At 37.8% G+C, this 26,631-nt stretch carries 24 protein-coding genes and 1 pseudogene; 13 read left to right on the top strand and 12 right to left on the bottom strand.

The genetic code is table 11. The features are described 5' to 3' along the window. The first annotated feature begins 68 nt into the window (after positions 1 to 68). The gene (locus C9J31_RS04645; RefSeq protein ID WP_107923217.1) at positions 69 to 905 is read left to right on the top strand and encodes a TetR/AcrR family transcriptional regulator; all 837 of its coding nucleotides are present in this window, start codon (positions 69 to 71) and stop codon (positions 903 to 905) included. A gap of 294 nt (positions 906 to 1,199) precedes the next feature. On the opposite strand, the gene rnjA is transcribed toward C9J31_RS04645, so the two are convergent. Beyond that, positions 1,200 to 2,867: a ribonuclease J1 gene (gene rnjA / locus C9J31_RS04650; RefSeq protein WP_107923216.1), complete on the bottom strand. Its 1,668-nt coding sequence runs from the start codon at positions 2,865 to 2,867 to the stop codon at positions 1,200 to 1,202. A 5-nt stretch (positions 2,868 to 2,872) separates the two neighbouring features. Continuing rightward, the gene (locus tag C9J31_RS04655) at positions 2,873 to 3,082 is read right to left on the bottom strand and encodes a DNA-dependent RNA polymerase subunit epsilon (protein ID WP_054767210.1); all 210 of its coding nucleotides are present in this window, start codon (positions 3,080 to 3,082) and stop codon (positions 2,873 to 2,875) included. A 438-nt stretch (positions 3,083 to 3,520) separates the two neighbouring features. On the opposite strand from C9J31_RS04655, the gene C9J31_RS04660 reads away from it, so the two are divergent. The 3 genes and pseudogenes from C9J31_RS04660 to phnX all read left to right on the top strand — a co-directional run bounded on the left by C9J31_RS04660 (position 3,521) and on the right by phnX (position 5,799). Then, on the top strand, positions 3,521 to 4,291 hold the full coding sequence (locus C9J31_RS04660; protein ID WP_107947179.1) for a Cof-type HAD-IIB family hydrolase: 771 nt from the start codon (positions 3,521 to 3,523) through the stop codon (positions 4,289 to 4,291). 305 nt (positions 4,292 to 4,596) lie between these two features. Continuing rightward, positions 4,597 to 4,696, top strand: a pseudogene (locus C9J31_RS24205) (ABC transporter ATP-binding protein); the annotation flags it as partial. 302 nt (positions 4,697 to 4,998) lie between these two features. Beyond that, the gene (gene phnX, locus C9J31_RS04665; protein ID WP_107947177.1) at positions 4,999 to 5,799 is read left to right on the top strand and encodes a phosphonoacetaldehyde hydrolase; all 801 of its coding nucleotides are present in this window, start codon (positions 4,999 to 5,001) and stop codon (positions 5,797 to 5,799) included. A gap of 240 nt (positions 5,800 to 6,039) precedes the next feature. On the opposite strand, the gene def is transcribed toward phnX, so the two are convergent. Next, complete coding sequence (gene def, locus C9J31_RS04670) at positions 6,040 to 6,597, bottom strand: peptide deformylase (RefSeq protein WP_107923214.1); 558 nt, start codon at positions 6,595 to 6,597, stop codon at positions 6,040 to 6,042. Positions 6,598 to 6,994: 397 nt separating this feature from the next. Between def and pdhA the strand changes: the two genes are divergently transcribed. From pdhA to C9J31_RS04695, 5 genes are all read left to right on the top strand, one after another. Continuing rightward, positions 6,995 to 8,110: a pyruvate dehydrogenase (acetyl-transferring) E1 component subunit alpha gene (gene pdhA / locus C9J31_RS04675; protein ID WP_107947175.1), complete on the top strand. Its 1,116-nt coding sequence runs from the start codon at positions 6,995 to 6,997 to the stop codon at positions 8,108 to 8,110. Positions 8,111 to 8,113: 3 nt separating this feature from the next. Next, positions 8,114 to 9,091 carry an alpha-ketoacid dehydrogenase subunit beta gene (locus C9J31_RS04680; RefSeq protein ID WP_010858261.1) on the top strand — a complete coding sequence of 326 codons (978 nt, stop codon included), beginning with the start codon at positions 8,114 to 8,116 and terminating at the stop codon, positions 9,089 to 9,091. Between the two features lie 47 nt (positions 9,092 to 9,138). Beyond that, on the top strand, positions 9,139 to 10,485 hold the full coding sequence (locus C9J31_RS04685) for a dihydrolipoamide acetyltransferase family protein (RefSeq protein WP_107947173.1): 1,347 nt from the start codon (positions 9,139 to 9,141) through the stop codon (positions 10,483 to 10,485). A 5-nt stretch (positions 10,486 to 10,490) separates the two neighbouring features. Next, positions 10,491 to 11,906 (top strand): dihydrolipoyl dehydrogenase, encoded by a 1,416-nt coding sequence (gene lpdA / locus C9J31_RS04690; protein WP_107947171.1) that lies wholly within the window; start codon positions 10,491 to 10,493, stop codon positions 11,904 to 11,906. A gap of 125 nt (positions 11,907 to 12,031) precedes the next feature. Next, entirely contained in the window at positions 12,032 to 12,814 is a 783-nt protein-coding gene (locus C9J31_RS04695) for an SDR family NAD(P)-dependent oxidoreductase (protein ID WP_054767087.1), read from the top strand. 41 nt (positions 12,815 to 12,855) lie between these two features. Here C9J31_RS04695 and C9J31_RS04700 read toward each other — a convergent pair whose 3' ends face one another. From C9J31_RS04700 to C9J31_RS04720, 5 genes are all read right to left on the bottom strand, one after another. Next, positions 12,856 to 14,382, bottom strand: coding sequence for a tripartite tricarboxylate transporter permease (locus tag C9J31_RS04700; protein WP_107947169.1), 1,527 nt, complete (start codon positions 14,380 to 14,382; stop codon positions 12,856 to 12,858). A gap of 17 nt (positions 14,383 to 14,399) precedes the next feature. Continuing rightward, positions 14,400 to 14,876 carry a tripartite tricarboxylate transporter TctB family protein gene (locus tag C9J31_RS04705; RefSeq protein WP_107923209.1) on the bottom strand — a complete coding sequence of 159 codons (477 nt, stop codon included), beginning with the start codon at positions 14,874 to 14,876 and terminating at the stop codon, positions 14,400 to 14,402. Between the two features lie 56 nt (positions 14,877 to 14,932). After that, positions 14,933 to 15,961 (bottom strand): tripartite tricarboxylate transporter substrate binding protein, encoded by a 1,029-nt coding sequence (locus C9J31_RS04710; RefSeq protein ID WP_107947167.1) that lies wholly within the window; start codon positions 15,959 to 15,961, stop codon positions 14,933 to 14,935. Between the two features lie 100 nt (positions 15,962 to 16,061). Continuing rightward, positions 16,062 to 16,775: a response regulator gene (locus C9J31_RS04715; protein WP_107923207.1), complete on the bottom strand. Its 714-nt coding sequence runs from the start codon at positions 16,773 to 16,775 to the stop codon at positions 16,062 to 16,064. 3 nt (positions 16,776 to 16,778) lie between these two features. Further along, positions 16,779 to 18,377, bottom strand: coding sequence for an ATP-binding protein (locus tag C9J31_RS04720; protein WP_425312819.1), 1,599 nt, complete (start codon positions 18,375 to 18,377; stop codon positions 16,779 to 16,781). Between the two features lie 317 nt (positions 18,378 to 18,694). Here C9J31_RS04720 and C9J31_RS04725 point away from each other — a divergent pair, with 317 nt between their 5' ends. Together C9J31_RS04725 and C9J31_RS04730 are read left to right on the top strand one after the other, a co-directional pair. Further along, the gene (locus C9J31_RS04725) at positions 18,695 to 19,132 is read left to right on the top strand and encodes a CidA/LrgA family protein (RefSeq protein ID WP_238601981.1); all 438 of its coding nucleotides are present in this window, start codon (positions 18,695 to 18,697) and stop codon (positions 19,130 to 19,132) included. Continuing rightward, entirely contained in the window at positions 19,125 to 19,802 is a 678-nt protein-coding gene (locus C9J31_RS04730; RefSeq protein ID WP_054767088.1) for an LrgB family protein, read from the top strand. The genes C9J31_RS04725 and C9J31_RS04730 overlap by 8 nt, the downstream gene beginning before the upstream one ends. A 72-nt stretch (positions 19,803 to 19,874) precedes the next feature. Here C9J31_RS04730 and C9J31_RS04735 read toward each other — a convergent pair. From C9J31_RS04735 to C9J31_RS04745, 3 genes are all read right to left on the bottom strand, one after another. After that, a protein-coding gene (locus tag C9J31_RS04735; protein ID WP_211634920.1) for an IS3 family transposase occupies positions 19,875 to 21,205 on the bottom strand; the annotation gives its coding sequence in 2 pieces (ribosomal slippage) (positions 19,875 to 20,827 and positions 20,827 to 21,205; 1,332 coding nt in all). A 140-nt stretch (positions 21,206 to 21,345) separates the two neighbouring features. Further along, the gene (locus tag C9J31_RS04740) at positions 21,346 to 21,942 is read right to left on the bottom strand and encodes a class I SAM-dependent methyltransferase (RefSeq protein ID WP_107947619.1); all 597 of its coding nucleotides are present in this window, start codon (positions 21,940 to 21,942) and stop codon (positions 21,346 to 21,348) included. 600 nt (positions 21,943 to 22,542) lie between these two features. After that, positions 22,543 to 24,012: an aminotransferase class I/II-fold pyridoxal phosphate-dependent enzyme gene (locus tag C9J31_RS04745; RefSeq protein ID WP_107947621.1), complete on the bottom strand. Its 1,470-nt coding sequence runs from the start codon at positions 24,010 to 24,012 to the stop codon at positions 22,543 to 22,545. Positions 24,013 to 24,157: 145 nt separating this feature from the next. On the opposite strand from C9J31_RS04745, the gene C9J31_RS04750 reads away from it, so the two are divergent. Together C9J31_RS04750 and C9J31_RS04755 are read left to right on the top strand one after the other, a co-directional pair. Then, positions 24,158 to 25,117 (top strand): NAD(P)H-dependent flavin oxidoreductase, encoded by a 960-nt coding sequence (locus tag C9J31_RS04750; protein WP_107947623.1) that lies wholly within the window; start codon positions 24,158 to 24,160, stop codon positions 25,115 to 25,117. A gap of 21 nt (positions 25,118 to 25,138) precedes the next feature. Then, positions 25,139 to 25,426 (top strand): UPF0223 family protein, encoded by a 288-nt coding sequence (locus tag C9J31_RS04755; protein ID WP_107923204.1) that lies wholly within the window; start codon positions 25,139 to 25,141, stop codon positions 25,424 to 25,426. 459 nt (positions 25,427 to 25,885) lie between these two features. On the opposite strand, the gene C9J31_RS04760 is transcribed toward C9J31_RS04755, so the two are convergent. Further along, on the bottom strand, positions 25,886 to 26,512 hold the full coding sequence (locus tag C9J31_RS04760) for a YktB family protein (RefSeq protein ID WP_107947625.1): 627 nt from the start codon (positions 26,510 to 26,512) through the stop codon (positions 25,886 to 25,888). Positions 26,513 to 26,631 lie beyond the last annotated feature (119 nt).

The following is a 26,631-nucleotide window of genomic DNA, read 5'->3' on the forward strand; positions in this document are numbered from 1 at the left end:
CTCAATTATTTATAATAATGACTACTCGGTCATTTGTCAACGAAATACGCTAGGAGAGAATAAAAAATATGTTAAAAAAGCAACTTATTATGGAGAAGGCATTAGAGCTGTTTTCTGAACAAGGCTTTGAAGCTACATCTGTTCAACAAATTACGGAACGTTGCGGGATTTCAAAAGGGGCGTTTTATTTGTCCTTCAAAACTAAAGATGAACTTGTTTTGTCAATGGTGGACTACTTTTTGCAGCAGTTTATTGCTGATATTGACCATGTAGTCAGAAGCTCGTTTGCCAAAGAAGTTTTACTCGTTGAATTTTACAAAAGCATTTTTCAAGCGTTCAAAAAACATTCAGCCACTGCTCGCGTGTTTTTTAATGAAAAAGTATTTGCGAAAAAAAAAGAATTATTTAATAAAGTAAATGCCTATGAAATCGATATGTCGAAATCGATCATTTATATGCTTGAACAGCTATATGGTGAGGCACTACAAAAGAATAAATATGATGTGATGTATTGTATAAAAGGGTTTATGAAAAGCTATGCACAACTTTTTATTTTTTCAAATATTCCGCTAGACTTGGATCAATTAGCTAAATCCTTAGCGGAAAAGACGGATATTATTGCGCGTCATACAACCATTCCTTTTATTACAGAAGAGCTCATTCAATTGGTCAATAAACCTTGTGAGCAGGAAATAATCACTAAGGAATCATTAATACATTTAATTGAACAGACTATAGAAATGTTAGAAGAGTCTATTGAACGTGAGTCACTGGAGCTATTAAAAGCCCAAGTAGGGCATACAACATACAGCAGACCAATAATTAAAGGCTTGATTGAAAATATACGTTTAAGGCAAGATTGTCAATGGGTTGCTTATGTAATAAATAAATACTTTAAATTTTAAGTATTGCAATAGAATTGCTCACTGACGATAGTGAACAATTCTATTTTTTTTTGGATCAATGCCGATAGATTTTCACATTCGCAGCGTTTTGAGCCTAAAAATGACCGTCTTTGAAGTAGTACTACTATATACGAAAAATTTTAAAAGAGGTTTCGGAATTTTAAAAGAAAATGAAATTTTATCTTTAACTGTGACAGAAGCGTCCACAAGTAAAAAGCCTGTAGAAAACTCGAATGCTCGAGTTTTCTACAGGCTGAAACTATATGATTTTGCATAGCTACTTAATACGTTAGATTATACTTCCATAATGATAGGTAAAATCATAGGACGACGTTTTGTCTTTTCGAATAGATAAGGTCCTAAAACGTCTGTAATATCATTTTTAAGCTCTGTCCATTGCGGTGTTTTCCCTTGGATTGTTTCATTGAGATGGCGATTTAGCATTTTTTGTGCTTCGTTAATCATCGTACCTGATTCACGCATGTAAACAAAGCCACGTGAAATAATATCAGGACCAGAAACAATTTTTTGATGCTCCATATCCACACTCACAACAACAATAACTAAGCCTTCTTCTGACAGAATTCTTCGATCGCGTAGCACAATATTACCAATGTCTCCAATACCATTACCGTCAATATAGACATCGCCAGAAGGGATACGCCCTGCTACATGTGCTTCGTTAGCACTTAGCGCTAAGACATCACCGTTTTCCATCACGAATGTATTTTCAAGCGGTACATCACAGTTTTCAGCCAAATGTGTATGCATTTTTAACATACGGAATTCACCGTGAATTGGCATGAAGAACTTAGGTTTCATTAAACGTAACATTAGTTTTTGTTCTTCTTGGGAACCATGACCAGATGTATGGATATTATTTAGTGCGCCATGAATAACTTCAGCACCTGCACGGAAAAGTAAATTGATGATTTTATTTACACTCACTGTATTACCTGGTACTGGTGAAGAAGAGAATACAACTGTATCGCCTGGTTGAATCTGAATTTGACGATGCGTACCATTGGCAATACGAGAAAGGGCTGCCATTGGTTCACCTTGAGAGCCTGTACATAGAATCATGACTTCATTTGCCGGAAGGCGGTTAATGCTTTGGGCATCGATAAATGTGTCCTTTGGTGCATTAATATAACCTAATTCACGACCAATTGTAATGGCATTGTCCATAGAACGTCCAAAGACAGCGATTTTTCTGCCGTATTTTATCGCAGCATCAGTTGCTTGCTGTAAACGATGAATGTTAGACGCAAATGTTGCAAAAATTATGCGACTATCGACCTTACGGAAAATTTCATCGATACTTTTGCCCACTGTACGTTCAGACATTGTAAAATTAGGTTTTTCAGCATTTGTACTATCAGATAGTAAGCAAAGTACGCCATCACGCCCAATTTCTGCCATTTTAGTTAAGTTTGCAGGTTCACCAACAGGTGTAAAATCGAATTTAAAGTCACCTGTATGCACGATGTTGCCAGGTGGTGTTTTTACGACGATACCATATGCATCAGGAATACTATGCGTTGTTCTAAAGAAGCTAACAGATGTTTTTCGGAATTTAATAACATCTTCTTCTTTAATTTCAATCAGTTTTGTAGTACGTAGTAAGCCGTGTTCTTCTAGTTTGTTGCGCAATAAGCCAAGTGCAAGCTTACCACCGTAAACAGGAACATTTACCTGACGCAGTAAGTACGGAATACCACCAATGTGGTCTTCGTGTCCGTGCGTAATAAATAACCCTTTGATCTTATCGACGTTACGTACTAAATACGTATAATCTGGAATAACATAGTCAATGCCGAGTAGGTCATCTTCCGGGAATTTAATACCAGCATCAATTAAGATTATTTCATCCTGAAATTGAACGCCATAAGTGTTTTTGCCGATTTCGCCCAGTCCGCCGAGCGCGAAAACAGCTGCTTGGTCATTTTTAACAAACTTCATGTTTGTTAAATTTCCTCCAAGATGAAGTTCGGACTAGCTTGTTCGTAGGCTAAATAATTACCTTCAAGCAATTGAACGAACTCAATGTTGTAATGTCGGTCTTGTAACTTTTGACGTACTTCACGTTCTGAAGCAGCTTCAAGGTATAGACTTTTAGTGTTTTCGCGAACTGGAATCTCATTTGCTTTTTCTTGATAATAAACTTTGTAAATCATAGTTTGCTCTCCTTTGATTGCGTACATTATTATTGCACCTTTGTCTATTACCACACACGTACTACAAGAAAAAATCGCAAATTTCTAGTATACTAATGGAGAAATGGGCGTTTGACTTTCTTGTATCTCAGAACTTCAATCTTGCACTATTCATGAAAAGCAATGAGACAGTGGTTGCGCATAGCCAAATAAATGCATTTCCTATATATTATCACGCAGCTACTTTAAAATAAAGAAAAGCCCTTCAAATAATGAAGGGCAAATGTTAGGCAATTGATTTTTTTCCTTTTCCGAGTAGGCCGCGAAGTTGCTTCAACAATTTTTGCTTTAGTTTCTTCAGCATGGCACATCACTCCTTAGGATCATTATAATTAAAAACGATGCTTGTGTAAAGTACTTAACCTTTGCATGACCATACATAATGAAAGGAATTATATAATGAAAAAAATTTTATTTTTTGATGTAGATGGTACGCTTTACAACAGTGATAAGTTGTTGCCTGCTTCTGCGAAAGAAGCGTTATTAGAAGCTCGACGGAAAGGTTATGAAATCGCCATTGCGACTGGACGCGCTCCATTTATGATTCAACCATTGTTAGACGAGCTTGATATCAACACGTACGTGACGTTTAACGGACAATATGTTGTCTATCGTGGTGAGGTTGTCTATGCAAATGGTATTGAGAAAGAAGAGCTTGCACATATTATTGCCTTTGGGGAAGCCCGCAATGAACCAGTTGTTTTTTTAGATGATAAACAAATGATTGCTTCGGTCGGAAATAATGAGATGGTAGCGGCGAGCTTGAATACATTAAAATATCCATACCCAGCATTAGACTCATCTTATTATATGCAGCACAATGTTTATCAAACACTCATCTTTATGGAGGAAAAAGATGAACCATTGTATTGTGAGACATTCCCTAATGTACAATTTGTACGCTGGCATCAATATTCTTGTGATATTTTGCCAAAAGGTGGATCGAAGGCGGCTGGAATTGACAAGTTGCTGGTGAAAATGGGGCTAACACTAGAGGATGCCATTGCTTTTGGAGATGGCCTAAATGATATAGAAATGTTACAAGCTGTTGGTACGAGTGTAGCAATGGGGAATGGACATGAAAAAGCAAAGGCAGCTGCAACGCATATTGCCGATCATGTAGATGAAGATGGACTTGCGAAAATAATGCGACTGTTAAAAATAATTTAATGGTAGCGTAGATATCTAAAATGGAATAGTTTTGGAAAAACAGAAAAAGTGTTAGATTGACTGATGTCGATCTAACACTTTTTTTGCTGTGAACGTTGATGTCCACTACGGCGGACGCTTTCCGGGGGCGTGGCCTAAGCCTGTAGTCTCAGGCGTCACGCTAATCCCACAGGAGTCGCCACCTTCGATACCAACAACTAGTGCTCTCTTCTAAATTTTTATTTATGCCAAAAGGAAGAACGTCTAAATTTTTCTTCATTTTAGATAGCGAAAATTTAATAATACCTTTGCTCCTCTTTCTTAAAGAGCGAGGATTTAATATTGTCTTTCAAGATTTTGCATTGTTTCCACATTTGAAAGCTTATGACAACATCGTATATGGATTGAAGAATAAAAAAGAAAAAATGTCAAAATCAGAAGTTTAGGAATATGTAGAGTCTTTAGAACTAACGCCACACTTACATAAAAAGATTCATGAGTTGTCGGGTGGTCAAAAACAACGTGTCTCTATCAGCTAATACTTGTTGCCCTTCTTTTTCCCCATATCCGCTAATGATTACTTGAACTAATAACCATCCTGTAGATGAATTTTGTTATTGCCAAAATTGATGCATTAGAACAGTGTGCAGGGAAAGCTAGAAGTATTGCACTTTTCATTCGACCATTTTTACCGGGAAATGAAAAAAGCCGGCTTTGTCATCTAGAAAATTGAAACTGTAATATTAGATTGGGCTGGTACAACTGTTGTTTTTGGTTGCTTTGCCCCTGTAAATGTTTTTCTTACTATTTTTGAAGACGCTGGTGTATCCGTGTCACTTGAAGAGGCACGCAAGCCAATGGGCATGTTGAAAATTGATCATATTCGTACAATGCTTGAGATGCCAAGAGTAAGTGAGGAATGGAAAAAAGTATATGGTCGTGCGTTTTCGGACGGGGATGTGCAGGCGCTTTATGGGCAGTTTGAGTCGAAGTTAATGGCATCATTAGCGACCTACACAGATCCCATTCCACATGTGTTAGATATGGTTCAGCAACTAAAATTAGCAGGTATCCAAATAGGGTCTACTGCTGGATATACGGATTCGATGATGGATGTAGTGACTAGCCAAGCAGCCATTAAAGGATATAAACCGGATTTTTTGGTAACGGCCAATCAAGTTGGGAATATAGGGCGTCCGTATCCGTATATGATTTTTAGAAATATGGAAAAGCTCGGTACAAAGTCAACAAAGCAAGTTATTAAAGTTGGTGATACAACATCAGATATACATGAAGCGTTAAATGCAGGCGTGTGGGCTGTTGGTGTTATCATCGGTAGCTCGGAAATGGGATTATCTGTGCAAGAATTTATGGCTTTATCTGATGAGGAACAACAGAGCGTGATGGCAAAAACAAAGCGAATTTTTGAAGAAACGGGTGCACATTATACTATTCAAACAATGAAGGCATTGCCAACACTAATAGAACAGATTAATGAACGATTAACAAAAGAAACCGTGTTAGCGTAAATTAAAAGCTATTAAAAAAGTCTTCCTAGGATGCTTGCCGCATATCAATGAAGGCTTTTTCATTTTCGGCAAATACTTCTTATGAATTAGGGTATATAAATATTAGCCGGATAGAACAGACAAAGTGACGGCTAGAACTGAAAATGCGACGGATAGAAATGACAAAGTGAAGGATAGGATGCAGAAAGTGATGGTTTGAAATTAAAAAAGCAGCCTACAACGGTAGACTGCATTGCGTTTTTAGTCACGCTCGTAAGGTACGGAATTGGGAATATCAGCAAATGGATCTTTTTCGTTAATGCGGTCGTAGAACATGACGCCATTTAGATGATCTAATTCATGTTGGAATGCTATAGCTGCCAGTCCTTTAAGGCGCAATTTTTTTTCTTCGCCGTCAATTGTTTTGAACTTCACCGTAATGCGGGCATGTCGTGGCACATAACCAGGTACATTGCGATCAACAGATAGGCAACCTTCACCAGCGGTCATATATGTGCTTTCCACTGAATGACTGACTATTTTAGGGTTAATCGCTGTGAAGCTCAATTGTTCGCCATTATCATCTTTCACGTGTAGGGCAAACATGCGATGTAAACTATTTACTTGATTGGCTGCAAGACCGATGCCACCACGTAAATTATATTTTTCCGCAATTTCAGGATCTTGGCTGTTTTTTAGGTATTGAAGCATGTCTTCCGCAAGCTTGCGTGTTTCTTCAGATAAAGGGAATTTAACTTCCTCAGCTTTTGTGCGTAAAGTGGGATGGCCTTCGCGAATAATATCATCCATTAAAATCATGTGTGAATCTTCCTTTCAATCACTTTGTATAACTTTATTTACAAGTATACATCACGTCTCAGTACATGCACATGAAAAAAGCCATCATTTGCATAAACTTAAAATTATTTTTTGTTGCTATTAGATTGTCACGAACTAGGGTATTCTACTATTGATAATTATGAAGGAAAACGTTATGTCAGTGCGCTTGAAATAAGTTGTTGTAATACAGTGATTGATTGTAAATGATACAGTATAGCACAGTTCGCTTAAGACATTATGTTAGGAAAATTCTTAGTTTATAGCCGTAATATATGATTGACCGACGATATTTTATTAAGTATACTGAGTCCTAAGGATAAGTTGTACTAGTTAAAAAGTGATTTATTTTAATACAGTTGAAAGGGAGATGTGACAAATGAGTAAGAAAAACAATAATATTTTTGATCCAAAACAAACGCTAACTGAAATCGAAGATAAGTTTGAAATGTTCCAAATTCTGAATGAAGAAGGCGAAATTGTTAATGAAGAGGCGGATCCAAAATTATCAGACGAGGAGTTAGTAGAGTTGATGACGCGTATGGTATATACACGTATTTTAGATCAACGCTCTATTTCACTTAACCGTCAAGGTCGATTAGGCTTCTACGCACCGACTGCTGGTCAAGAAGCGTCACAACTTGCTTCTCACTTTGCGTTAGAACAAGAAGATTGGATTTTACCAGGCTACCGTGATGTACCTCAAATTGTATGGCATGGTTTACCTTTAGAGAAAGCATTTTTATTCTCTCGTGGACACTTTGCAGGGAATCAGGTTCCTGAAGGTGTAAACGTATTAGCACCACAAATCATTATTGGTGCACAATACATTCAAGCTGCTGGGGTGGCACTTGGTCTTAAAAAACGTGGTAAAAAAGCTGTGGCTGTAACATATACAGGTGATGGTGGTTCATCACAAGGTGATTTCTATGAAGGCATTAACTTCGCTGGCGCATTTAAATCTCCAGCAATTTTCATTGTGCAAAACAACCAATATGCAATTTCTACACCTCGTGAATTACAAACGGCAGCAAAAACAATTGCACAAAAAGGTGTAGCAGCTGGCGTGCCAAGTATTTTAGTAGACGGTATGGATGCACTTGCAGTATACGTAGCAACACGTGATGCACGTGAGCGCGCAGTAAATGGCGAAGGTCCAACATTTATTGAAACAATGTGTTATCGCTATGGTCCACATACAATGGCTGGGGATGATCCAACACGTTACCGTACATCTGATACAGATAGCGAATGGGCACAAAAGGACCCGCTTGTACGTTTCCGTAAATATCTAGAAGCTAAAGAGCTTTGGGATGAGAAAAAAGAGGAAGCGGTCATTGAACGTGCAAAAGAGGAAATAAAAGAGGCTATCAAAAAGGCTGATGCTGCTCCAAAACAAAAAGTAACAGAGTTAATGGAAAACATGTATAAAGGCGAAATGCCATCGAATTTAAAAGAACAGTATGAAATCTACAAAGAGAAGGAGTCGAAATAACCTATGGCACAAATGACGATGATTCAAGCAATTACAGATGCACTTCGCACAGAATTAAAGAACGATGAAAACGTTCTTGTATTCGGAGAAGATGTAGGTGTCAACGGTGGGGTATTCCGCGCAACTGAAGGCCTACAAAAAGAATTTGGTGTTGATCGAGTATTCGATACACCATTAGCAGAGTCTGGTATTGGTGGCTTAGCGATTGGTCTTTCTCTAGAAGGTTTCCGACCAGTTCCTGAAATTCAATTTTTCGGCTTCGTCTATGAAGTTATGGATTCAATCAGCGGTCAATTAGCGCGTATGAGCTACCGTAGTGGTGGTGTATACAATGCTCCTGTAACTATTCGTTCACCATTCGGTGGTGGCGTACATACGCCAGAAATGCACTCAGATAGTTTAGAGAGCTTAATGACAGCACAACCAGGATTAACTGTTGTTGTACCATCCACACCATACGATGCTAAAGGATTACTGATTTCTTCTATTCGCAATGATAATCCAGTTATTTTCTTAGAGCATTTAAAATTATATCGTTCGTTCCGTGAAGAGGTACCCGAGGAAGCATACACAATTCCACTAGGAAAAGCTGATGTAAAACGTGAAGGTAAAGATTTAACAATCGTTGCATATGGTCTAATGGTACATGAAAGCTTAAAGGCAGCAGAAGAACTTGAAAAAGAAGGTCACTCTGTAGAAGTTATTGATTTACGTACTATTCAACCAATCGACATTGAAACAATCATTGCTTCAGTCGAAAAAACAGGTCGTGCAATTGTTGTGCAAGAAGCACAAAAACAAGCAGGTATTGCTGCGAATGTTGTAGCTGAAATTACAGAGCGTGCAATTTTAAGTTTAGAAGCACCTGTACTTCGTGTAGCAGCACCAGATACAGTGTACCCATTCCCACAAGCTGAAGGTGTTTGGTTACCGAACTATAAAGATGTAATGGAAACAGCGAAAAAAGTTTTAACATTCTAAAGTAGCTTGCAAATTTGATGAAGAGCAAAGAGAAAGGATGGGTACACATGGCATTTGAATTCAGATTACCAGATATTGGCGAGGGTATTCACGAAGGAGAAATCGTAAAATGGTTCGTTAAAGCTGGGGATACAGTGAAAGAAGACGATATTCTTTGTGAAGTTCAAAATGATAAAGCGGTCGTAGAGATCCCGTCACCAGTTGAAGGTAAAGTAGAGGAAGTATTAGTAAAAGAAGGTACAGTAGCTGTTGTTGGCGATGTATTAATTCGTTTCGATGCTCCTGGCTACGAAGATTTAAAATTAAAAGGTGACGACCATGCAGAAGCGAAGTCCGATGCTAAAACAGAAGCACAAGTACAGGCAACTGCTGAGGCTGGTCAAGGTGTTGCAAAAGCACCTGCTAAGGAAGAAGCGCCAGTAAAAGAAGAAACGACTGTAAAAGAAGAAGCTGCTGATAGTACTAAGCGTATTATTGCAATGCCTTCAGTTCGTAAATTTGCACGAGACAATGATGTAAATATTCGTGAAGTTGCAGGTACAGGCAAAAATGGTCGTATTTTAAAAGAAGATATCGAGAATTTCTTAAATGGTGGTGGAGCAGTACAGGCTGAGGAAGTGCCAGTGGCACAAGATGAAGCAACTGCTCAACAACAATCAGTGCCAACAGCTCCAGTGGTTCTTGAGGGTGAATTCCCTGAGACACGTGAAAAAATGTCTGGTATTCGAAAAGCGATTGCAAAAGCGATGGTACACTCGAAACAAACGGCTCCTCATGTTACACTAATGGATGAAGTCGATGTGACAGCACTTGTAGCTCATCGCAAAAAATTCAAAGATATCGCTGCTGAAAAAGGTGTGAAATTAACGTACTTACCATATGTAGTAAAAGCGCTTATTTCAACTTTGCGCGAGTTCCCTGAATTTAACCGCTCATTAGATGATGCAACACAAGAAATTATTCAAAAGCATTACTACAATATTGGTATTGCAGCAGATACAGAAAAAGGCTTACTTGTACCAGTCATTAAACATGCGGATCGTAAATCAGTATTTGCGGTATCAAATGAAATTAATGAACTAGCGACAAAAGCTCGTGATGGCAAGCTTGCTCAACATGAAATGAAAGGTGCATCAATGTCTATCACGAACATTGGCTCAGCTGGAGGACAATGGTTCACACCTGTTATTAATCATCCTGAAGTCGCAATACTAGGTATTGGTCGGATTTCAGAGAAACCTGTAATAAAAAATGGTGAAATTGTAGCTGCACCTGTGTTAGCATTATCATTGAGCTTTGATCATCGTATGATCGATGGAGCCACTGCGCAAAATGCTTTAAATCACTTAAAGCGTTTGTTAAGTGAGCCAGAATTATTATTAATGGAGGCGTAACAAAAATGGTAGTAGGAGATTTCCCAATCGAAACAGATACTCTTGTCATTGGTTCAGGACCTGGAGGATATGTAGCAGCAATTCGTGCAGCACAAACTGGCCAAAAAGTAACAATCGTTGAGAAAGATGTAATTGGTGGTGTGTGCTTAAACGTTGGTTGTATCCCATCAAAAGCATTAATTTCAGTAGGGCACCGTTTTGAACAAGCTAAGCATTCAGATGACATGGGTATCGTCGCTTCTGACGTGAAATTAGACTTCTCAAAAGCACAAGCATTTAAAGACAGCGTTGTTAAAAAATTAACTGGCGGTGTTGAAGGCTTACTTAAAGGCAATAAAGTTGAAATTGTACAAGGTGAAGCTTATTTCGTAGACGCTCATTCAGTGCGTATCATCAATGGTGAATCTGCTCAAACTTACACATTTAACAATGTGATTTTAGCAACAGGTTCTCGTCCAGTTGAAATTCCAACATTTAAATTCACTGATCGTGTACTAAACTCCACTGGCGCTCTTTCTTTACAAGAAGTACCTGGTAAATTAGTCGTTATTGGTGGCGGTTATATTGGTACAGAGCTAGGCTCTGCTTTTGCTAACCTTGGCTCACAAGTTACAATTATTGAAGGCGGCAAAGATATTTTAGCTGGCTTCGAGAAACAAATGACACAAATCGTGAAAAAAGGCCTTAAAAAGAAAGGCGTTGAAATTGAAGTAAACGCATCTGCAAAAGGCGTTGAAGAAACAGAAAACGGCGTAGTAGTAACATACGAAGTAGGCGGAGAAGAGAAAAAAGTTGAAGCTGATTACGTTTTAGTTACTGTTGGTCGTCGTCCAAATACAGATGAGATGGGTCTTGCTGAAATCGGTATTGAATTCGGTGAACGTGGTCTTATTAATGTCGACAAACAATGTCGTACAAATATTCCGAACATCTATGCAATCGGTGATATCGTAGCAGGTCCTCAGCTTGCACATAAAGCTTCTTATGAAGGTAAAATTGCGGCTGAAGCAATCGCTGGTGAAAAATCAATCGTTGATTATTTAGCTGTTCCTGCTGTATGCTTCACAGATCCAGAAATGGCAACTGTTGGTTACAATGAAGAACAAGCTAAAGAGGAAGGTATCGAGTATACTGCAGCGAAATTCCCATTCGCAGCAAATGGTCGTGCTCTTGCATTAAATCAATCAGAAGGTTTCGTGAAGCTAGTTGCTCGTAAAGAAGATGGCTTATTAATTGGTGCTCAAATTGTTGGTGCTGGTGCATCTGATATGATCGCTGAAATGGGCTTAGCAATTGAAGGCGGCATGACTGCTGAAGATATCTCATTAACTATTCATGCTCACCCAACATTAGGTGAAATCACAATGGAAACTGCTGAAGTTTTACTAGGCAACCCAATCCATATTTTAGCTAAAAAATAATTAGAAACAGTTGAAACGACTATAAAGCATATTCGCTTTATAGTCGTTTTTTTGTATAATACATGTAATTTTGATACAGTAACTATGTATAATGAATATTCTAATAATATAGAGGTGATGAAGAAATGGAATTAAACTTAGAGGGCAAAGTAGCAGTTATAACAGGTTCAAGTAAAGGCATCGGTTATTATACTGCGATGCAGCTAGTCAAAGAAGGTGCAAAAGTTGTACTATGTGCACGAGGGGAAAAACAGCTACAAGTAGCAGCGAGTTGTATTAAAAACGAAACGGGCGAAGATGTTTTATTCATACCTACTGATATTACGAAAGAAAAAGATTGTAAGAGGTTAATAGAGCGAACAGTGGAGCATTATGGACGCATTGATATTGTCATTAACAATGCTGGTACAGCATCAGCCAATCCATTTGAAGCGGTTAGTGGTGAAGTATGGCAGTCTGATTTAGACTTAAAAGTGTTTGGTGCCATTAACTGTTCGAAATATGCTGTGCCACATATGCGTAAGGTCGGTGGGGGAGCAATCGTCAATGTAACAGCGGTTATGGCAAAAACGCCACCAGCAAGTTCGCTCCCGACTACTGTAAGTCGTGCCGCAGGTCTTGCTTTAACGAAGGCTATGAGCAAAGACTTAGGAAAAGATAATATTCGTGTAAACTCAGTTTGTATTGGATTAATTCGTAGTGATCAAATTGAGAATCGTTGGAAAAGTGAAGCGTCTGAACTATCATGGGAAGATTATTCTCGGAAAGTTGGTCAATCCATTCCATTAGGCCGTGTCGGAGACACCCAGGAAGCAGCGAATGTTATTACTTTCTTAGTATCAGATGCAGCAAGCTATGTGACAGGAACGTCCGTTAATATCGATGGTGGTTCAGGACACGCATTATAGATACATAAAGAGTGAAGAGAAATAAGTTCTCTCCACTCTTTTTATTCTTCTTCATTTATTATGACATTTTTGCCACGCATCTTCATAAATAGTGGTATTAGTAACCAAGACACGGCAACTATTAAAAATAGTAATGATAATGGTTTTGTCATGAAAATTGAAAAATCCCCATTAGAGATAGTTAAAGCACGACGCATATTATTTTCAATCATAGGTCCCAAGACAAGAGCAAGTACCAGAGGTGCTACTGGGTAATCTTTTTTAGCAAAGAGATAGCCAAGTAGTCCGCAAGCGAGTAATAAATATAAATCGAATGTTGTATATTGAACTGCGTAAACACCGAAGAAAGATATAGCGATAATGATAGGCAAAAGATATTTTTTAGGCGTTTCAATTACTTTTGCAAAAATACGAACAAGTGGCATATTTAAAACTAATAACATTAAGTTACCAATAAACATACTGGCAATTAAACCCCATGCAACCTCAGGGTGCTCATCAAATAATAACGGACCTGGCTGAATATTGTACATAATGAGCGCTCCCATTAAAATGGCGGTAGTACCAGAACCCGGGATACCTAAAGTTAGAAGTGGAATCATGGCACCACCTGAAGCTGCATTGTTTGCTGATTCAGGTCCTGCTACGCCAGCAATATGACCTTTGCCGAATTTTTCTGGCGTTTTACTAAATTTTTTCTCGGTAATATAAGAAAAGAACGAGGCAAGAGTAGCACCAGCACCTGGTAAGACACCGATGAAGAACCCTAAAAATGAGCCACGTGCAATTGGCACTGCACTATCTTTTAAATCTTGTTTAGTTGGTAAAATGCGATTAATTTTGGCAATTTGCCCGTCATCATCACTTTTTTCAAGGATTGTTTTGAATACTTCTCCTAGGGCAAATAAACCAACCGCTATTGTCAAAAATTCAATGCCTGAGAATAACATTGGTTGACCAAATGTAAAACGTTCAATACCTGATACTGCATCAATGCCGACAGTACCTAGCATTAGACCAAGCACAGTCATGATTAACGCTTTTGTAATTGAACGCCCTGCAAGTCCACTAACTGCCGCTAGTCCTAGCAACATTAATGAAAAATATTCAGCAGGACCAAATTTTAATGCAACACTTGATAATGGCTTTGCTAATAGGACAAGGCCAAGTAATGCAATGATGCCTGCACAAAACGAGCCAATCGCTGCGATAGAAAGAGCACTACCGGCACGACCTTGTTTAGCCATTTGATAACCATCGAGTGTTGTCACAACAGAAGAAGATTCACCAGGCGTATTTAACAGAATCGAAGTTGTGGAGCCACCGTACATAGCGCCGTAATATACCCCTGCAAGTAAAATGATAGAACTTGCGGCAGCGGCTTCCGTAGGGAGTCCAGAGGTAAGTGTAGCAGTAACTGGGATGAGCAGAGCAACCCCACTCATTGGGCCTATTCCGGGAAGCACCCCGACTGCAGTGCCAATTATAACGCCGACGAAAGCGAATAACAAATTTTGCCATTGAAAAGCTACTGCAAAGCCGTCAGCTAAAAATTGCAATGTTGACATATGTTCACTCCTTTACATTAAAAAGTAGGAAAGCTAGGTAACGAGCCTCCTAGAATAACTGAGAATAAATAATAAATGCCGATGGAGAAAGCAGCAGAAATAATGACAGAAAATAGTACTTTTCCTCGTTCCATCGTTTGGAAGCCAATTAATAAAAAGATAAAAGTTGTTATCACGTATCCTACTATTTCAAGGAAAAATACATAGGCTATCGCGCTAATAAATAATATTAAAAATTTTTTTATTTCAATGGAAAATGTTTTTGAAGGGGATTGTGGACCTTTTGCTAATCTTGCCTTCACAGCTTGTCTCCATGTTTCGTATAAGAGCCGTAAACTCAATAACACTAGAATTATTCCCAAGCCTAATGGAAATGTTTTCGGTCCTACTGTAGAACCATATGCGCTATCTGAAATTTGTGTTGCTTGTACGACAAATAAAATTCCAATGATAAAAAATACAATACTTGAGATTTTATCGAAAGTTTGACTCAACTGTTGCGCACCTCCTATGAAGAAAAGCGACTGATAAAGTCGCTTTTCTTTATATTTTATTTTTGCATCTCTAAAGCTGTTAATAGTTCGACAACTGTGTTGTTTTGTTCATCTAAATATTTAGTGAATTCCTCTGCATTGCGGTACTCACTTTGCCAGCCATTGCGTGCTACTTCAGATTTCCATTCATCTGTTTCTACCATTGCTTGTAATTTTTCAGACCAGTATGCTACAGCATCGTCAGACATATTTTTGGGCCCAAAAATACCGCGCCAAATTGTAAATTCTTCATCAATACCCGCTTCTTTAAAAGTTGGCACATCAGCTAATTCACCTTCTAAGCGCTCTGAAGAACTGACCGCTAATACACGAACATCCCCTGATTTAACATAAGTTGCTATAGTTGAGGCATCTGTCGCAATGACATCGGCATTCCCGCCTAATAATGCGGCAACTGCTTCACCACCTCCATCATAAGACACGTATTTTACTGTTTTTAAATCAATTCCTGATTTAAATGCTGGAATAATACCTACCAGATGATCCATAGATCCTGGGGCAGAACCTCCAGCTAGTGTTACGTCCTGTGGATTCGTTTTCAAGTCATTTAACACATCATCTAGCGTTTTGTAAGTGGAATCATTTTTAACCACTATTGCACCATAATCACGCGTTAATTGTGCTAATGGAGTTGTATCCTTATAACCAAATTTACTGTTTCCTTCAGCCTTTTCATTATTAATCAAAATAGGTGGTGATTTGACCATTAGCATATAGTCATTATCAGCTTCTTTAGTTGCAAAAGTGGCCATAAATACTGCGCCACCGCCACCAGGTTTATTTTCAACTTGTATCGGCTTTTCAATAAGTTTTGTATCATTCATCGTTTTAGAAATTGCACGGGCTGTTAAATCCCAGCCTCCTCCAGCACCAGAAGGAGCAACAATTGTGATATTATTTTTTGGATAATTGCTTGCTGTCGTTTTTTCTGTGTCCCCAGCACTAGAAGAAGCTGTTGATGTACAGCCTGCTAAACCAGCTAATAAAAATGTTGCTGCTGCAAATTTCGTCAATGTTTTCCACATAAGAAATCCCCCTTGTAAAGAAAAATGGTAGCACTGCAATTGCAAGCGCTACCATAAATTTACCGTAAATTCAGACAATCACAATGTTATGATAATAATGTTAATTTGTTTCATTTTGTTCATAAAGTTTATGGGTAATGAAGTATCTACGCTCAGGACGTCCCACAGAACCATAAATCAGCTCAGTATGTGCTTGCTTTTGTGTAACGAGATACTCTAAATAACGCCGAGCTGTAGAACGGCTGACGCCAATATTTTTTCCTAGTACCTCAGCAGTAGTACCGTCTTCGATTGTATTTAAATGATTGATTACATGATTCATTGTAGTTGGATCGATACCCTTTGGTAATAATGATAATTCTACTTTTTCATGTGCTGGCGTTTTTGGCCAGAGCTGTTGAATTTTTTCTTGTGTGAATTTTTCATCATTTTGTAGAATAAAGTGTTTCATGCGGTATTTTTCAATACTTTCTTTTAATTGCTCGAAAGTAAAGGGTTTTAAAATATAGTCCGTGACATTTTTTCGATAGGCGTCTTGCACAATATGTGCTTCAGTTGCCGCTGTAATTAAAATAATGTTGGTGTTTGGTCGAATTGCTTGGATTTTATCAATTAAATCAATGCCAAGAACATCAGGTAAGTACACGTCTAGTAAAATCAGCTGTGGTGAAAAAGACAGAAGCCAATCTAGCGCCTCTTCACCGGTATGGGCACAGGCAATTACCTGAAACCCTTCAATTTTTTGCAAAAAACGACGATGCACGTCTGCAACTCGTACATCATCCTCTATAATCAATACTTCAATTTTTTGCATCTCCTACATTCCCCCTTTGCTAATAGACGCAATGAATAATGCACCACTTAAATCTCCCTTTTCAAGCGCCAGTTTGCCGTTCAATTCTTGCACACTTGAAATAACTTTTCGTAAACCATAACCTCTGAATTTTGCATCTTTTGTCGAAATATTTTCTGAAAAAAGTAATTCTAGCTTTTCCTGTGCTAGACCATTACCAGAATCTTCAACCTCTATTATTATTTCTTCACCATTATCAAAAACAAAAAGTCTAACAATCGGCGGACGATCCTTGTTTTTCTCAACTTCTTCAAAAGCATTTGTCAACAAATTCCCCATTATAGAGATAATGAGACTTTTTTCGATGTTATCTGGCAAAGTTTCTAAATAACTGTCTTCATCGAAAATAAGTTTGACCTTCAATTCACGTGCCCGATTGAAGAAGCCAATAATAAGCCCATTTAAAAATGGATCTTTGACACGATTAGTGATGAACTGAGTTAATGAGGATTGACCTTGTACTTCCTTATGAATAATAGATAATGCTTCATCAGAGGCATTCAATTGAATTAGTCCAGAGATAGTATAGAGAATATTATTAAACTCATGCGTTTGTGCACGTAATGCTTCGGTATATTGTTTAACCTGAGATAATTCAATCGCCAGTTGGTCAATTTCTGATTGCAGTCGAAAACTAGCAACAGCCCCAACGATTTTCCCGTTCATTTTTATGGGTACACGATTCACAATTACTTCATTTCCATTAATAATCATTGGTTTATCGTGTTGTTTTTTCCCATAAGTAAGAACTTCCAGTAAGTGAGTATTTGGAACATGATGTTCAATATTTTCTCCAATTACGGAATCTTTGTCAGATAAATGTAAGATTTTAGCTGCAGCATTATTCAAAGTTGTAATTTCACCTTTGTGATTAACAGTTATAATTGCTTCTCGTACAGATTCAATTAATGCATTTTTTTCTGTGAAAAGATTGGCTATTTCATTTGGTTCAAGGTTGAAAATTTGTTTTTTGATGCTACGAGATAAGAAAATGGAGCCAAGGATACCAATGAATAAGGCAATCATCATAATATAAAAAATATTGTCGAGATATTGTAAATATAAATTGTCTAGCTCACTAGTTAAATAACCAATTGAAACAACTCCGAGAATCGTCGTCCCATCGGTGTCGAATACAGGTGCTTTCCCCCGAATAGACTGACCCATAGAGCCATTTGCAATGGATATATAGGATTCTCCATCTAATAATGCGCGCGCATTGTCGTCACCAACCATGGGTTTGCCAATTCGTTCAGTAATCGGATGCGTGTAACGAATGCCATTTTCGTTGCCAATAACTACGTAGGCAGCGTCTGTTGTCATCATAATATTGGTGCTGATTCTTTGCAGTGCTTCAGTTGGATTGTCTGTTTTAAAAGCAGCTAAAACATCACCACGATTGGCAGTTGTTTCTGCCAAATAGAGGGCCCGTTTGCCTAGTTGTGTTTGTAGTGCATCAGAAATTGTTAAATAAAATAGTAAGCCGGCAAAGACTACAATGATTAAAATGAAAAAGCTACTATAGTAGGCAAATCGTGTTTGTAATTTTAATGGCTTTATAATAAGAAATCATCCCACTTCCATCAATAATAAGAAAATTGAAAATAGTAAATCTATATTAACAGCTATTATGTTAGATAATCTATGGTTGTTTAAAAAAATTACAAAAAAGGAAGTGACAATGCATATTTTCACTGAATTGCACGATATTTAATTTTTTCGTATAGAAAAATAGTGAAAAAGTGAAATTTAGCTTAAAGATTATAGTTTGTTTAAATATTGTACTTGAGGTAGGTTTTTTTCTATTGTTTTTCTGAAATTATAATAGACAGAAAATTTCGGCACATGTACAATGAACGTGAGGGGGTGAAAAGTGGTAAATGTTGAACGAAAAAATTGCTACTGTGTTAATGAGAGTTGTGCGAATTATTGTCCAGATTGGGATACTAAATATTTTTTATTATATGGGCGTTGGAATTGTGACTTTCTTGCATCTGCCTCTTCCAGGGAGTGTAATTGGGTTACTGCTATTAGCACTTTCACTCAATTTAAAAATTATTAAAGTAGAATACATTCAAGATGGCGCTGGTTTTTTAATTGGTATATTAACATTGTTTTTCATCCCGGCAACAGTAGGGGTGATCGACTATCCGGAGCTGTTATCAAAGACTGGTTTGCTTATTATTTTAGCTATTATCGCTAGTACATTGGTTTCTATTTATATTACTGGGTTGCTTAGCCAACTTATTGAGAAAAAAGAGGCAGCTAAAAAAGAAGCGATTGTAGAAGAAGGAGAGGGGGAATTAACCGTTGACTGAAATAATTGTCGTAGTGGGCACAATTACTTTATTCTTTTTATTGACAAAACTTTATCAGCGTTTCCCATATCCTTTAATGATTCCATTAGTAACGACAACATTACTCAGTATAGTCATTTTACTGCTTTTCGATATTCCATATCCTACTTATATGGCAGGTGGGGAGTGGCTTCAGAAAATGTTAGGACCTGCTGTAGTAGCACTAGCTTACCCGCTTTACAACCAGCGTGACATTATCATGAAGTACAAGATTTCGATTTTGTCGGGGATTGTCATTGCAATGGTCACAGGTTTAGTAACAGTTTTTATGTTGTTAAAATGGATTGGGGTTAGTGAAAGTTGGATGTTAACGGCAATACCTAAGTCATTGACAACACCTGTTGGCATGCAAGTTAGTGAGACGATAGGCGGTATTCCACCACTAACTGCTGTGTTTGTAATGATAGCAGGGTTTGTAGGCGCCATTATCGGACCGTTCGTTATTAAGTATGGCAAAATTGAATCTGCTGTTAGTCGAGGTGTTTCAGTAGGAAGTGCCTCACACGGGGTAGGACTAGTGAAATTAAAAGATTATGGGGAGCAGGAATTATCAGTCGGTTCCTTGTCGATGGGTTTAACGGCGATTATCGGCGCATTTCTGTGCCCGCTTTTTGTCTATTTACTTCTATGAAAAAGGCTATATACAGAAGAAATGAACTGAACCCTATAAAGTAGACAGTTTAATAAAAGACCATTCTCTACATTAAACAGCGATTAGATGACTTCGGTATGCTGCCGGAGTCATTTTTTTTAATGTCCATTGCTTTCTTGTATTGTTGTAGTGCTCCATATAATTATCTACCATATATTCTAATTCTGCTAAGCTTTCAGCTTCTTTATAGTCTATTTCATCTTTAAAATGCCCAAAGAATGATTCCATTGGCGAATTATCTAGGCAGTTTCCTCGGCGAGACATTGACTGAAGTAATCCCATTTCTTTGACGCATTTTTGAAATGCTGGGTGTGTATAATGAAAACCTTGATCTGAATGAATCATCGCTTCTGGATGTAAATTGTCATTGATATGCTCTTCTAATTTCTTTAGCGTACGATAAACAAACTCCATGCGTAAACTTGTCGATACGTCATATGCAACGATTTCTCGTGTTGCAACATCCTTTATACACGATAAATACGCTGTTTGTCCGCCACGGTATTGTAAATACGTAATATCTGTTAAAAACACTTTGCCTGGCTCTGTTTGATGAAAATCACGATTTAGATGATTAGGTACTTGACGATGGATTTCTGTAGCTTTGGCAAGATTTCGATAAGGGTTTGCACGTCTTACTTTCGAATATAGATTGAATTTACGCATTAATCGTAGAATTTTTTTATGATTCATCGGGACTTCAAGTAGTTCTTCTAGTGCCATGTAAAGTCCTCGATAACCCACTTTTCCTTTTGACGCATCATAAATCTTTTTTAATAGGACGTAGTCCTGAAAATCTGCTTCTTCACGTATCGCTTGTTTCTCACTATTTTGGAGCCATTTATAATAACCACTGGGGCTTACATTTGCCAAATAACATAAATAACGTGTCATATTTTTCAACTGATACAGTCGAATGGTATCATTAATTGCTTGATACTTTTCCCTTGGCATTAAAATTGCCGTTTCTTTGCCTGCCTTTCCATCTCGTCTAGCTTTTTTAACAGTGTTAATTCAGCTTCAAGTAAACGAATACGTACCTCTGCTTTTTCTAATTTCTTTTCAGCCGATAGGTTTTCTTTCTTTGGTCGACCAGAACCTCCTTTTCCGCGTCTTTCCTCCGAAAATGCTTGTTCTCCATGAGTTTTAAAAGATGCTCTCCATCGTTTAATCGATGATCTTGCTTTTTCCACACCAATCACTTCTAAATCAAATCCGTTTTCTTTAAAGATTTGTACTGGTCCCTTTCCAGCTAGATTTTCTTTGACCGCAAAAATTTTAAATTCCGGTGTATATTGAATAGAACGATCTGATACAGATGCTACAAATCGATTTGCTTCTATTTGTCGTATTTGATATACGTTAAAAATGATTTTACTCATGCTAATTTCTCCCGTTCTTAATTTCGTATAGTTCAGTATAACGGGTTTTTTAGTGAAATGAACAAAAAAACCCGAATAGGGTCACTTTTTAAAGTGTCCACTATTCGGGGTTCAGTTCAAAAATCTGTATATAGTCTTTTTTAACTTTTTTCAATAATAAATTGGATGGTATGAGCAAGCCCTGTATGCAAAATACCTTCATTTCTTACTTGTTCTCCTGTAAAAAAGTGCATAATTTTATGCGATTGACACCAAGCGAGTACATCAATTGGGTCGTATAAAAATTCAAGTTGTTTTGGACCGCCTGATGCGTAGGGAAGTTGGTAGATAGAGTATAATTCCATCATAATTAGTCCGCCTGGTTTCACAGAATCGATGATGCGTTTAAGTACTTCATACTGCTGTTCTACCGGAAAATGGCCAAAGACCATGATGGCTGCATCAAAGAATTCAACCGGTAATTCATCTTGTAGCAAGTCAGTGAGTTTAGTTTCCACAATAACGTCATATTTTTTCGCAAGTTGTTGTGTTTTCTGTAGCCCACTTTGTGCGTAATCAAAGGCAGTTACCGTATGCCCTTCGCTCGCTAAAAAGACGGCATTACGACCTTCGCCCTCTGCATAAGCAGCTATATTTGTGTAGTTCTTCAGGTAATCTGCATAATTTTTTATGAAGGTATTTGGTTGTTCACCATAAACATATTCTACTGTTTGAAATCGTTTGTCCCATGAATTCATTTAATCACTCCTTCATTCTTATTGTAAATAAAGTGTCCAGTGGAATCGAGTTTTTTGTTCAATGCTCATTCAATAAGGTAGAAAAATTTCTTTAAAGTTTAGAGGTAACAGATTTTTAAGGTATGCAACTATTAGTTACGAAATGACAAATAATAACTTCGAGTGAAATACGGTTGAAAATTTTATGATTTATACATAATCATAAAGTATGGAGGGTAAGTGGAATGTACATAGAAAATCGTTTAAAAGAATGAGAGAACAACATTAATATTCACAAATGATGTTGCGTAATTACCAAATATATCCAGACAAGCTGTTTCTAAGTGGAAATTAGGAAAAGGTTATCCGGACATGGAGAACCTTATTAGACTAAGTGATTTGTAGGAGATTTCAGTAGATAAACTTATTCAAGGAGAAGAAGAATACCAAAAAAAATGAGGTTATCGATCGACCGAAAAATGCTAATCAGAAATAAATCGGATATTTATAGAATAATTGTTGGATTATTTCCCCTATGTTGGGCATGCTTTTTTTACAATATTAGTAATAGTTGTTGTAGTATAAAAATAAGCTGTCTCATTTGAGACAGCTTATTTGCGTTTATATGATAGCTCTACGTTCTTTAATAACGCGAATTGTTTTTAAGGTTGAATCTTCTGGACCTTGAACAGGTAAGCCAGCTTCAACATTCATCTGAATGTAACGAATATTTTCTTCAGTAATTATTTCCCCGGGAATAAAAATTGGAATACCAGGTGGATATACCATTATGAATTCTGCACATATACAATTATCTGCTTCGGCAAGTGGTACAACTTCTGTATCTGCATAAAATGCATCACGAGGTGACATTGCAAGCGCAGGAATTTCTGGCACATTTACAACTGTTTCGGTAATAGCCGCTTCTGAATCAAAAGCTTTTGACATACGACTTAATGCATTTATTAGGAGATTAATTTCCTTTTTCGTATCAGCCACTGTCACAAGACATAAAATATTATATAAGTCCGATAACTCTACTTCAATATTCGCATTGTAACGAAGCCATTCTTCGGCTTGGTGACCGGAAATACCTAAATCTTTTACACTAATTAACAGTTTTAACGGATCCATATCAAATGTTGCAGATGAGTGTAACTTTTCTTTTCCTGCACATTTTAAATGCGGAATTTGATTAATGCGTTTACGCGCATCTTTTGCTAAACGAAGGGCATCACCTATTAAATCATAGCCATGAATTGCAAGCTGACGACGTGCTGTGTCGAGAGATGCAAGTAATGGATAAGAAGTCGAAGTAGTTGTTAGCATCGAGAATACAGCTTGTACACGCTTTGCAGAGACGAGCCCTTCACGCACATTTAAAATCGATGTTTGAGTCATGGAGCCACCAAGTTTATGCACACTTGTTGCAGCCATATCGGCGCCAGCTTCCATAGCGGAATAAGGTAGTTCATCATGGAATTTAATATGAACACCATGTGCCTCATCAACAACAACTGGAATATTACGACTATGGACAATTTCCACAATACGTTTTAAATCTGCTGAAAATCCGTAGTATGTTGGGTTAATAACAAGAACAGCCTTTGCATCCGGGTAAGCATTTAATGCTTTTTCTACAGCTTCTGCTGAAATACCATGAGAAATACCATATTCGCTGTCCACCTCAGGGTGAATAAAAATTGGAATAGCACCAGCGAAAACGATCGCTGACATAATGGATTTATGAACATTCCGTGGTACTAGAATTTTATCACCTGGACCGACGACGGTCAGAATCATCGTCATAATGGCGCCACTAGTACCTTGAACGGAAAAGAATGTATGATCAGCACCAAAGGCTTCTGCAGCAAGTGCCTGCGCTTCTTTGATCGCACCCTTTGGTGAATGTAAATCGTCTAGTGGAGCAATATTAATTAAATCAATTGATAAAACGTTGTCGCCGACGAATTCTCGGAACGCAGGATCCATACCGTGCCCTTTCTTATGGCCTGGAATATGGAACTGAATTGGATGTCTGTTCCGATGTTTCAGTAATACGTCGAACAATGGAGTCTCTAATTGTGACAACGCAGGTACCACCTCACTTTTATAATATCTAAGAAAACAAATGAATTATAGCACCTAACGACATGAAAAAATAGACTTTAATTAAAAATTAAAGGGATTTTTTGAGGATGACGAGAAGATAGTATCGTATGAAAGGGGAGATTTGATGAATTGGAATACACGTGTCACAGAACTTTTGCAAGTTCAATATCCGATTATTCAGGGGGGATTAGCTTATTTAGCATATGCTGACTTAGCTGCGGCAGTGTCGAATGCTGGAGGGCTTGGACAAATAACTGCCATGAGCTTGCGTGATGCTGATTTATTACGCGCAGAAATTCATAAGGTCCGAACTTTAACTGATAAGCCATTTGGTGTCAATTTTGCAATTGGAATGTATGGTACGGGCTATGAGGATATGGTGCGCGTTGCAGTCGAAGAAAAAGTACCTGTTGTGACAATGACAGGAGGTAATCCGGCACCAATATTTGATTTACTTGCAGGGACAGATATCAAGAAATTAGTGCTCGTTGCCGCACGTAGACAAGCTCAAAAAGCTGAAGAGCTTGGCGCAGATGCAGTAATGGTAGTAGGACAAGAGGGTGGTGGTCATCTTGGACGTGATGATATCGGTACAATGGTACTCGTACCTCAAGTTGTAGATAGCGTAAAAATTCCTGTCATTGCTTCTGGTGGTATTGGTGATGGACGTGGCTGGATGGCCGCACATGCACTTGGTGCCGAGGGAATAGAAATGGGTACACGTTTTATTGCTACACAAGAATGTATTGATGCTTCAGAAGCTTATAAAGAGGCACTGGTCGCAAGCTCTGAAGCCGATACAACTGTTATTAAACGCTCCATTGGTGCACCGGCCCGAGCGCTTCGTAGCGAATTTACAGAGAAAATTTTAGAAATTGAACGAACAACTCCTACGTATGAAGCATTAAAAGATTATATAAGTGGTAAAGCGAATAAACGGTTTATATACGATGGTGACAAGAACGATGGTATTGGTTGGGCAGGCCAAGTTACGGGAATGATTCACGATATTCCAACAGTGGAAGGGCTTATAACAAGAATGGTTGCAGAAGCGGAAAGTATACGGGTAAAATGGGGACAGTAATGTAAAGGTGGTAATGTCCAAATGGAATATTCTTATCCGTTTTCAATTGATTGGTCGACTGAAGAAATAGTTGATGTTATTAAGTTTTTTGAAGGCATCGAGCAGGCCTATGAAAAGGGCATTAAACGCGAAGTGATGATGGCGAAATATCGTCGCTTTAAAGAGATTGTACCGTCACAGGCCGAGGAAAAAACAATTTTTCGTGAGTTTGAAGATGCTAGTGGCTATGTGAGTTATCCAGTAGTGAAGCAAACAAAAGAAACTGCAGATGGCACAATCATAAAGGTTTTACCGAAGCAACGACGTTAAAAAAAGAAGTGTGGATGTGAGAAATACTCACGTCCACACTTTTTTGTCTTGCAGCATTTAGCTATTATTGTGGCATTTGGCTTTCAAGGACTTATTTGCTATGCCTTCACAAAAATTCCGTGTTAAATATCAAGTTTTTGCATAAAATACATCAATATCGACATTAGAAAGCTTGTCTCATGGACATCATCGCAAAATAATAATGTCACGTAAGTTCTCATGCTACACCCTCTGTAGATGTTATGTTCCATCCTCTTGCAAGCCATGTAACTTTCAACAAGTACCTTTAAAACTTTGAGCTTCGCCCTTTTAGCAATACCGAATGGAGTAAGTAATAATACAACCTTGCTAAGTTTGTGGCCGTTCCATAGCTGTTACCATCATTTAAGATGATGGTGTTTTTTTTTTGTTAGACTAATCGGATTATTATTTCTGTTTTTTGTCTAAAGCTTAAACTTTTTATTTTCCTAAAATGATGTTATAGACCGGCAGTAAACTGTTGAAAGTTTCTTCAGCTAATTTGTGGAATTCACTGGAAGACAATTTTATAGCTTCATCGCGTGAAATATGGCGCCCGACTAAAAACTCGCCTTTTTTTACATCGCGCAGTCGAATAAGTAACTCCTCTAGCTTCTCTTCTTTAGCTTCTTGCATCGGAAAAGCCAATGGCGACATATGATCACCAGAAACAATGAAATCATCTGGAAGCTGTTGTAACAATGATTTTTTTGCAAGTAGTCGTTCCGCCATCACGTTTTTTTGTGGTGCTTCATAAATAATGGCTAATACGATGAATAAATGTGAGCTCCAAAGACCAATCTGAAAGTGAGGCAATGCTTTATAACCTCTTTTGTATGGAGCGAAGGCAACCCAACTATCTTTTGGTGGATTGACTGTTCGTCGAGCATGTTTCGCAACATGAGAGAAAAACTCCTCTCCCAATTGGCTAGAAAAGAAAGTGGAAAAATCTTCTCCTAATTTATTGAATTTAGGCCGTACATTGGAATTTAAAGCGTCCATTCTTTGTTCTAAACCATTTATTTGAAAAACATTGAAATCTTTGTTAGTCCATTTTAGTTTCGGCATTTTTGAAAACTCCTCTCGATTATAAGGTTTATTTCAATAAGAAAATGGGAAAAAATCTTATAACAAGTACTTTAACGAAATCTGATAAGGTTTTGTAACAAAATAAAAAAAGGACGTGA

The sequence above is a fragment of the Lysinibacillus parviboronicapiens genome, assembly GCF_003049605.2.
GTDB lineage: Bacteria > Bacillota > Bacilli > Bacillales_A > Planococcaceae > Lysinibacillus > Lysinibacillus parviboronicapiens.

Excerpts from the sequence above, each read along its gene's own strand:
- C9J31_RS04645 (WP_107923217.1), top strand. The coding sequence starts at position 69 with ATGTTAAAAAAGCAACTTATTATGGAGAAGGCATTAGAGCTGTTTTCT.
- C9J31_RS04725 (WP_238601981.1), top strand. The coding sequence starts at position 18,695 with ATGTTGAACGAAAAAATTGCTACTGTGTTAATGAGAGTTGTGCGAATT.
- def (WP_107923214.1), bottom strand. The coding sequence starts at position 6,597 with ATGATTTTAATGGATGATATTATTCGCGAAGGCCATCCCACTTTACGC.
- lpdA (WP_107947171.1), top strand. The coding sequence starts at position 10,491 with ATGGTAGTAGGAGATTTCCCAATCGAAACAGATACTCTTGTCATTGGT.
- C9J31_RS04710 (WP_107947167.1), bottom strand. The coding sequence starts at position 15,961 with ATGTGGAAAACATTGACGAAATTTGCAGCAGCAACATTTTTATTAGCT.
- C9J31_RS04660 (WP_107947179.1), top strand. The coding sequence starts at position 3,521 with ATGAAAAAAATTTTATTTTTTGATGTAGATGGTACGCTTTACAACAGT.
- C9J31_RS04680 (WP_010858261.1), top strand. The coding sequence starts at position 8,114 with ATGGCACAAATGACGATGATTCAAGCAATTACAGATGCACTTCGCACA.
- C9J31_RS04740 (WP_107947619.1), bottom strand. The coding sequence starts at position 21,942 with ATGAATTCATGGGACAAACGATTTCAAACAGTAGAATATGTTTATGGT.
- C9J31_RS04655 (WP_054767210.1), bottom strand. The coding sequence starts at position 3,082 with ATGATTTACAAAGTTTATTATCAAGAAAAAGCAAATGAGATTCCAGTT.
- pdhA (WP_107947175.1), top strand. The coding sequence starts at position 6,995 with ATGAGTAAGAAAAACAATAATATTTTTGATCCAAAACAAACGCTAACT.
- C9J31_RS04760 (WP_107947625.1), bottom strand. The coding sequence starts at position 26,512 with ATGCCGAAACTAAAATGGACTAACAAAGATTTCAATGTTTTTCAAATA.
- rnjA (WP_107923216.1), bottom strand. The coding sequence starts at position 2,867 with ATGAAGTTTGTTAAAAATGACCAAGCAGCTGTTTTCGCGCTCGGCGGA.
- C9J31_RS04685 (WP_107947173.1), top strand. The coding sequence starts at position 9,139 with ATGGCATTTGAATTCAGATTACCAGATATTGGCGAGGGTATTCACGAA.
- C9J31_RS04755 (WP_107923204.1), top strand. The coding sequence starts at position 25,139 with ATGGAATATTCTTATCCGTTTTCAATTGATTGGTCGACTGAAGAAATA.
- C9J31_RS04695 (WP_054767087.1), top strand. The coding sequence starts at position 12,032 with ATGGAATTAAACTTAGAGGGCAAAGTAGCAGTTATAACAGGTTCAAGT.
- C9J31_RS04700 (WP_107947169.1), bottom strand. The coding sequence starts at position 14,382 with ATGTCAACATTGCAATTTTTAGCTGACGGCTTTGCAGTAGCTTTTCAA.
- C9J31_RS04750 (WP_107947623.1), top strand. The coding sequence starts at position 24,158 with ATGAATTGGAATACACGTGTCACAGAACTTTTGCAAGTTCAATATCCG.
- C9J31_RS04715 (WP_107923207.1), bottom strand. The coding sequence starts at position 16,775 with ATGCAAAAAATTGAAGTATTGATTATAGAGGATGATGTACGAGTTGCA.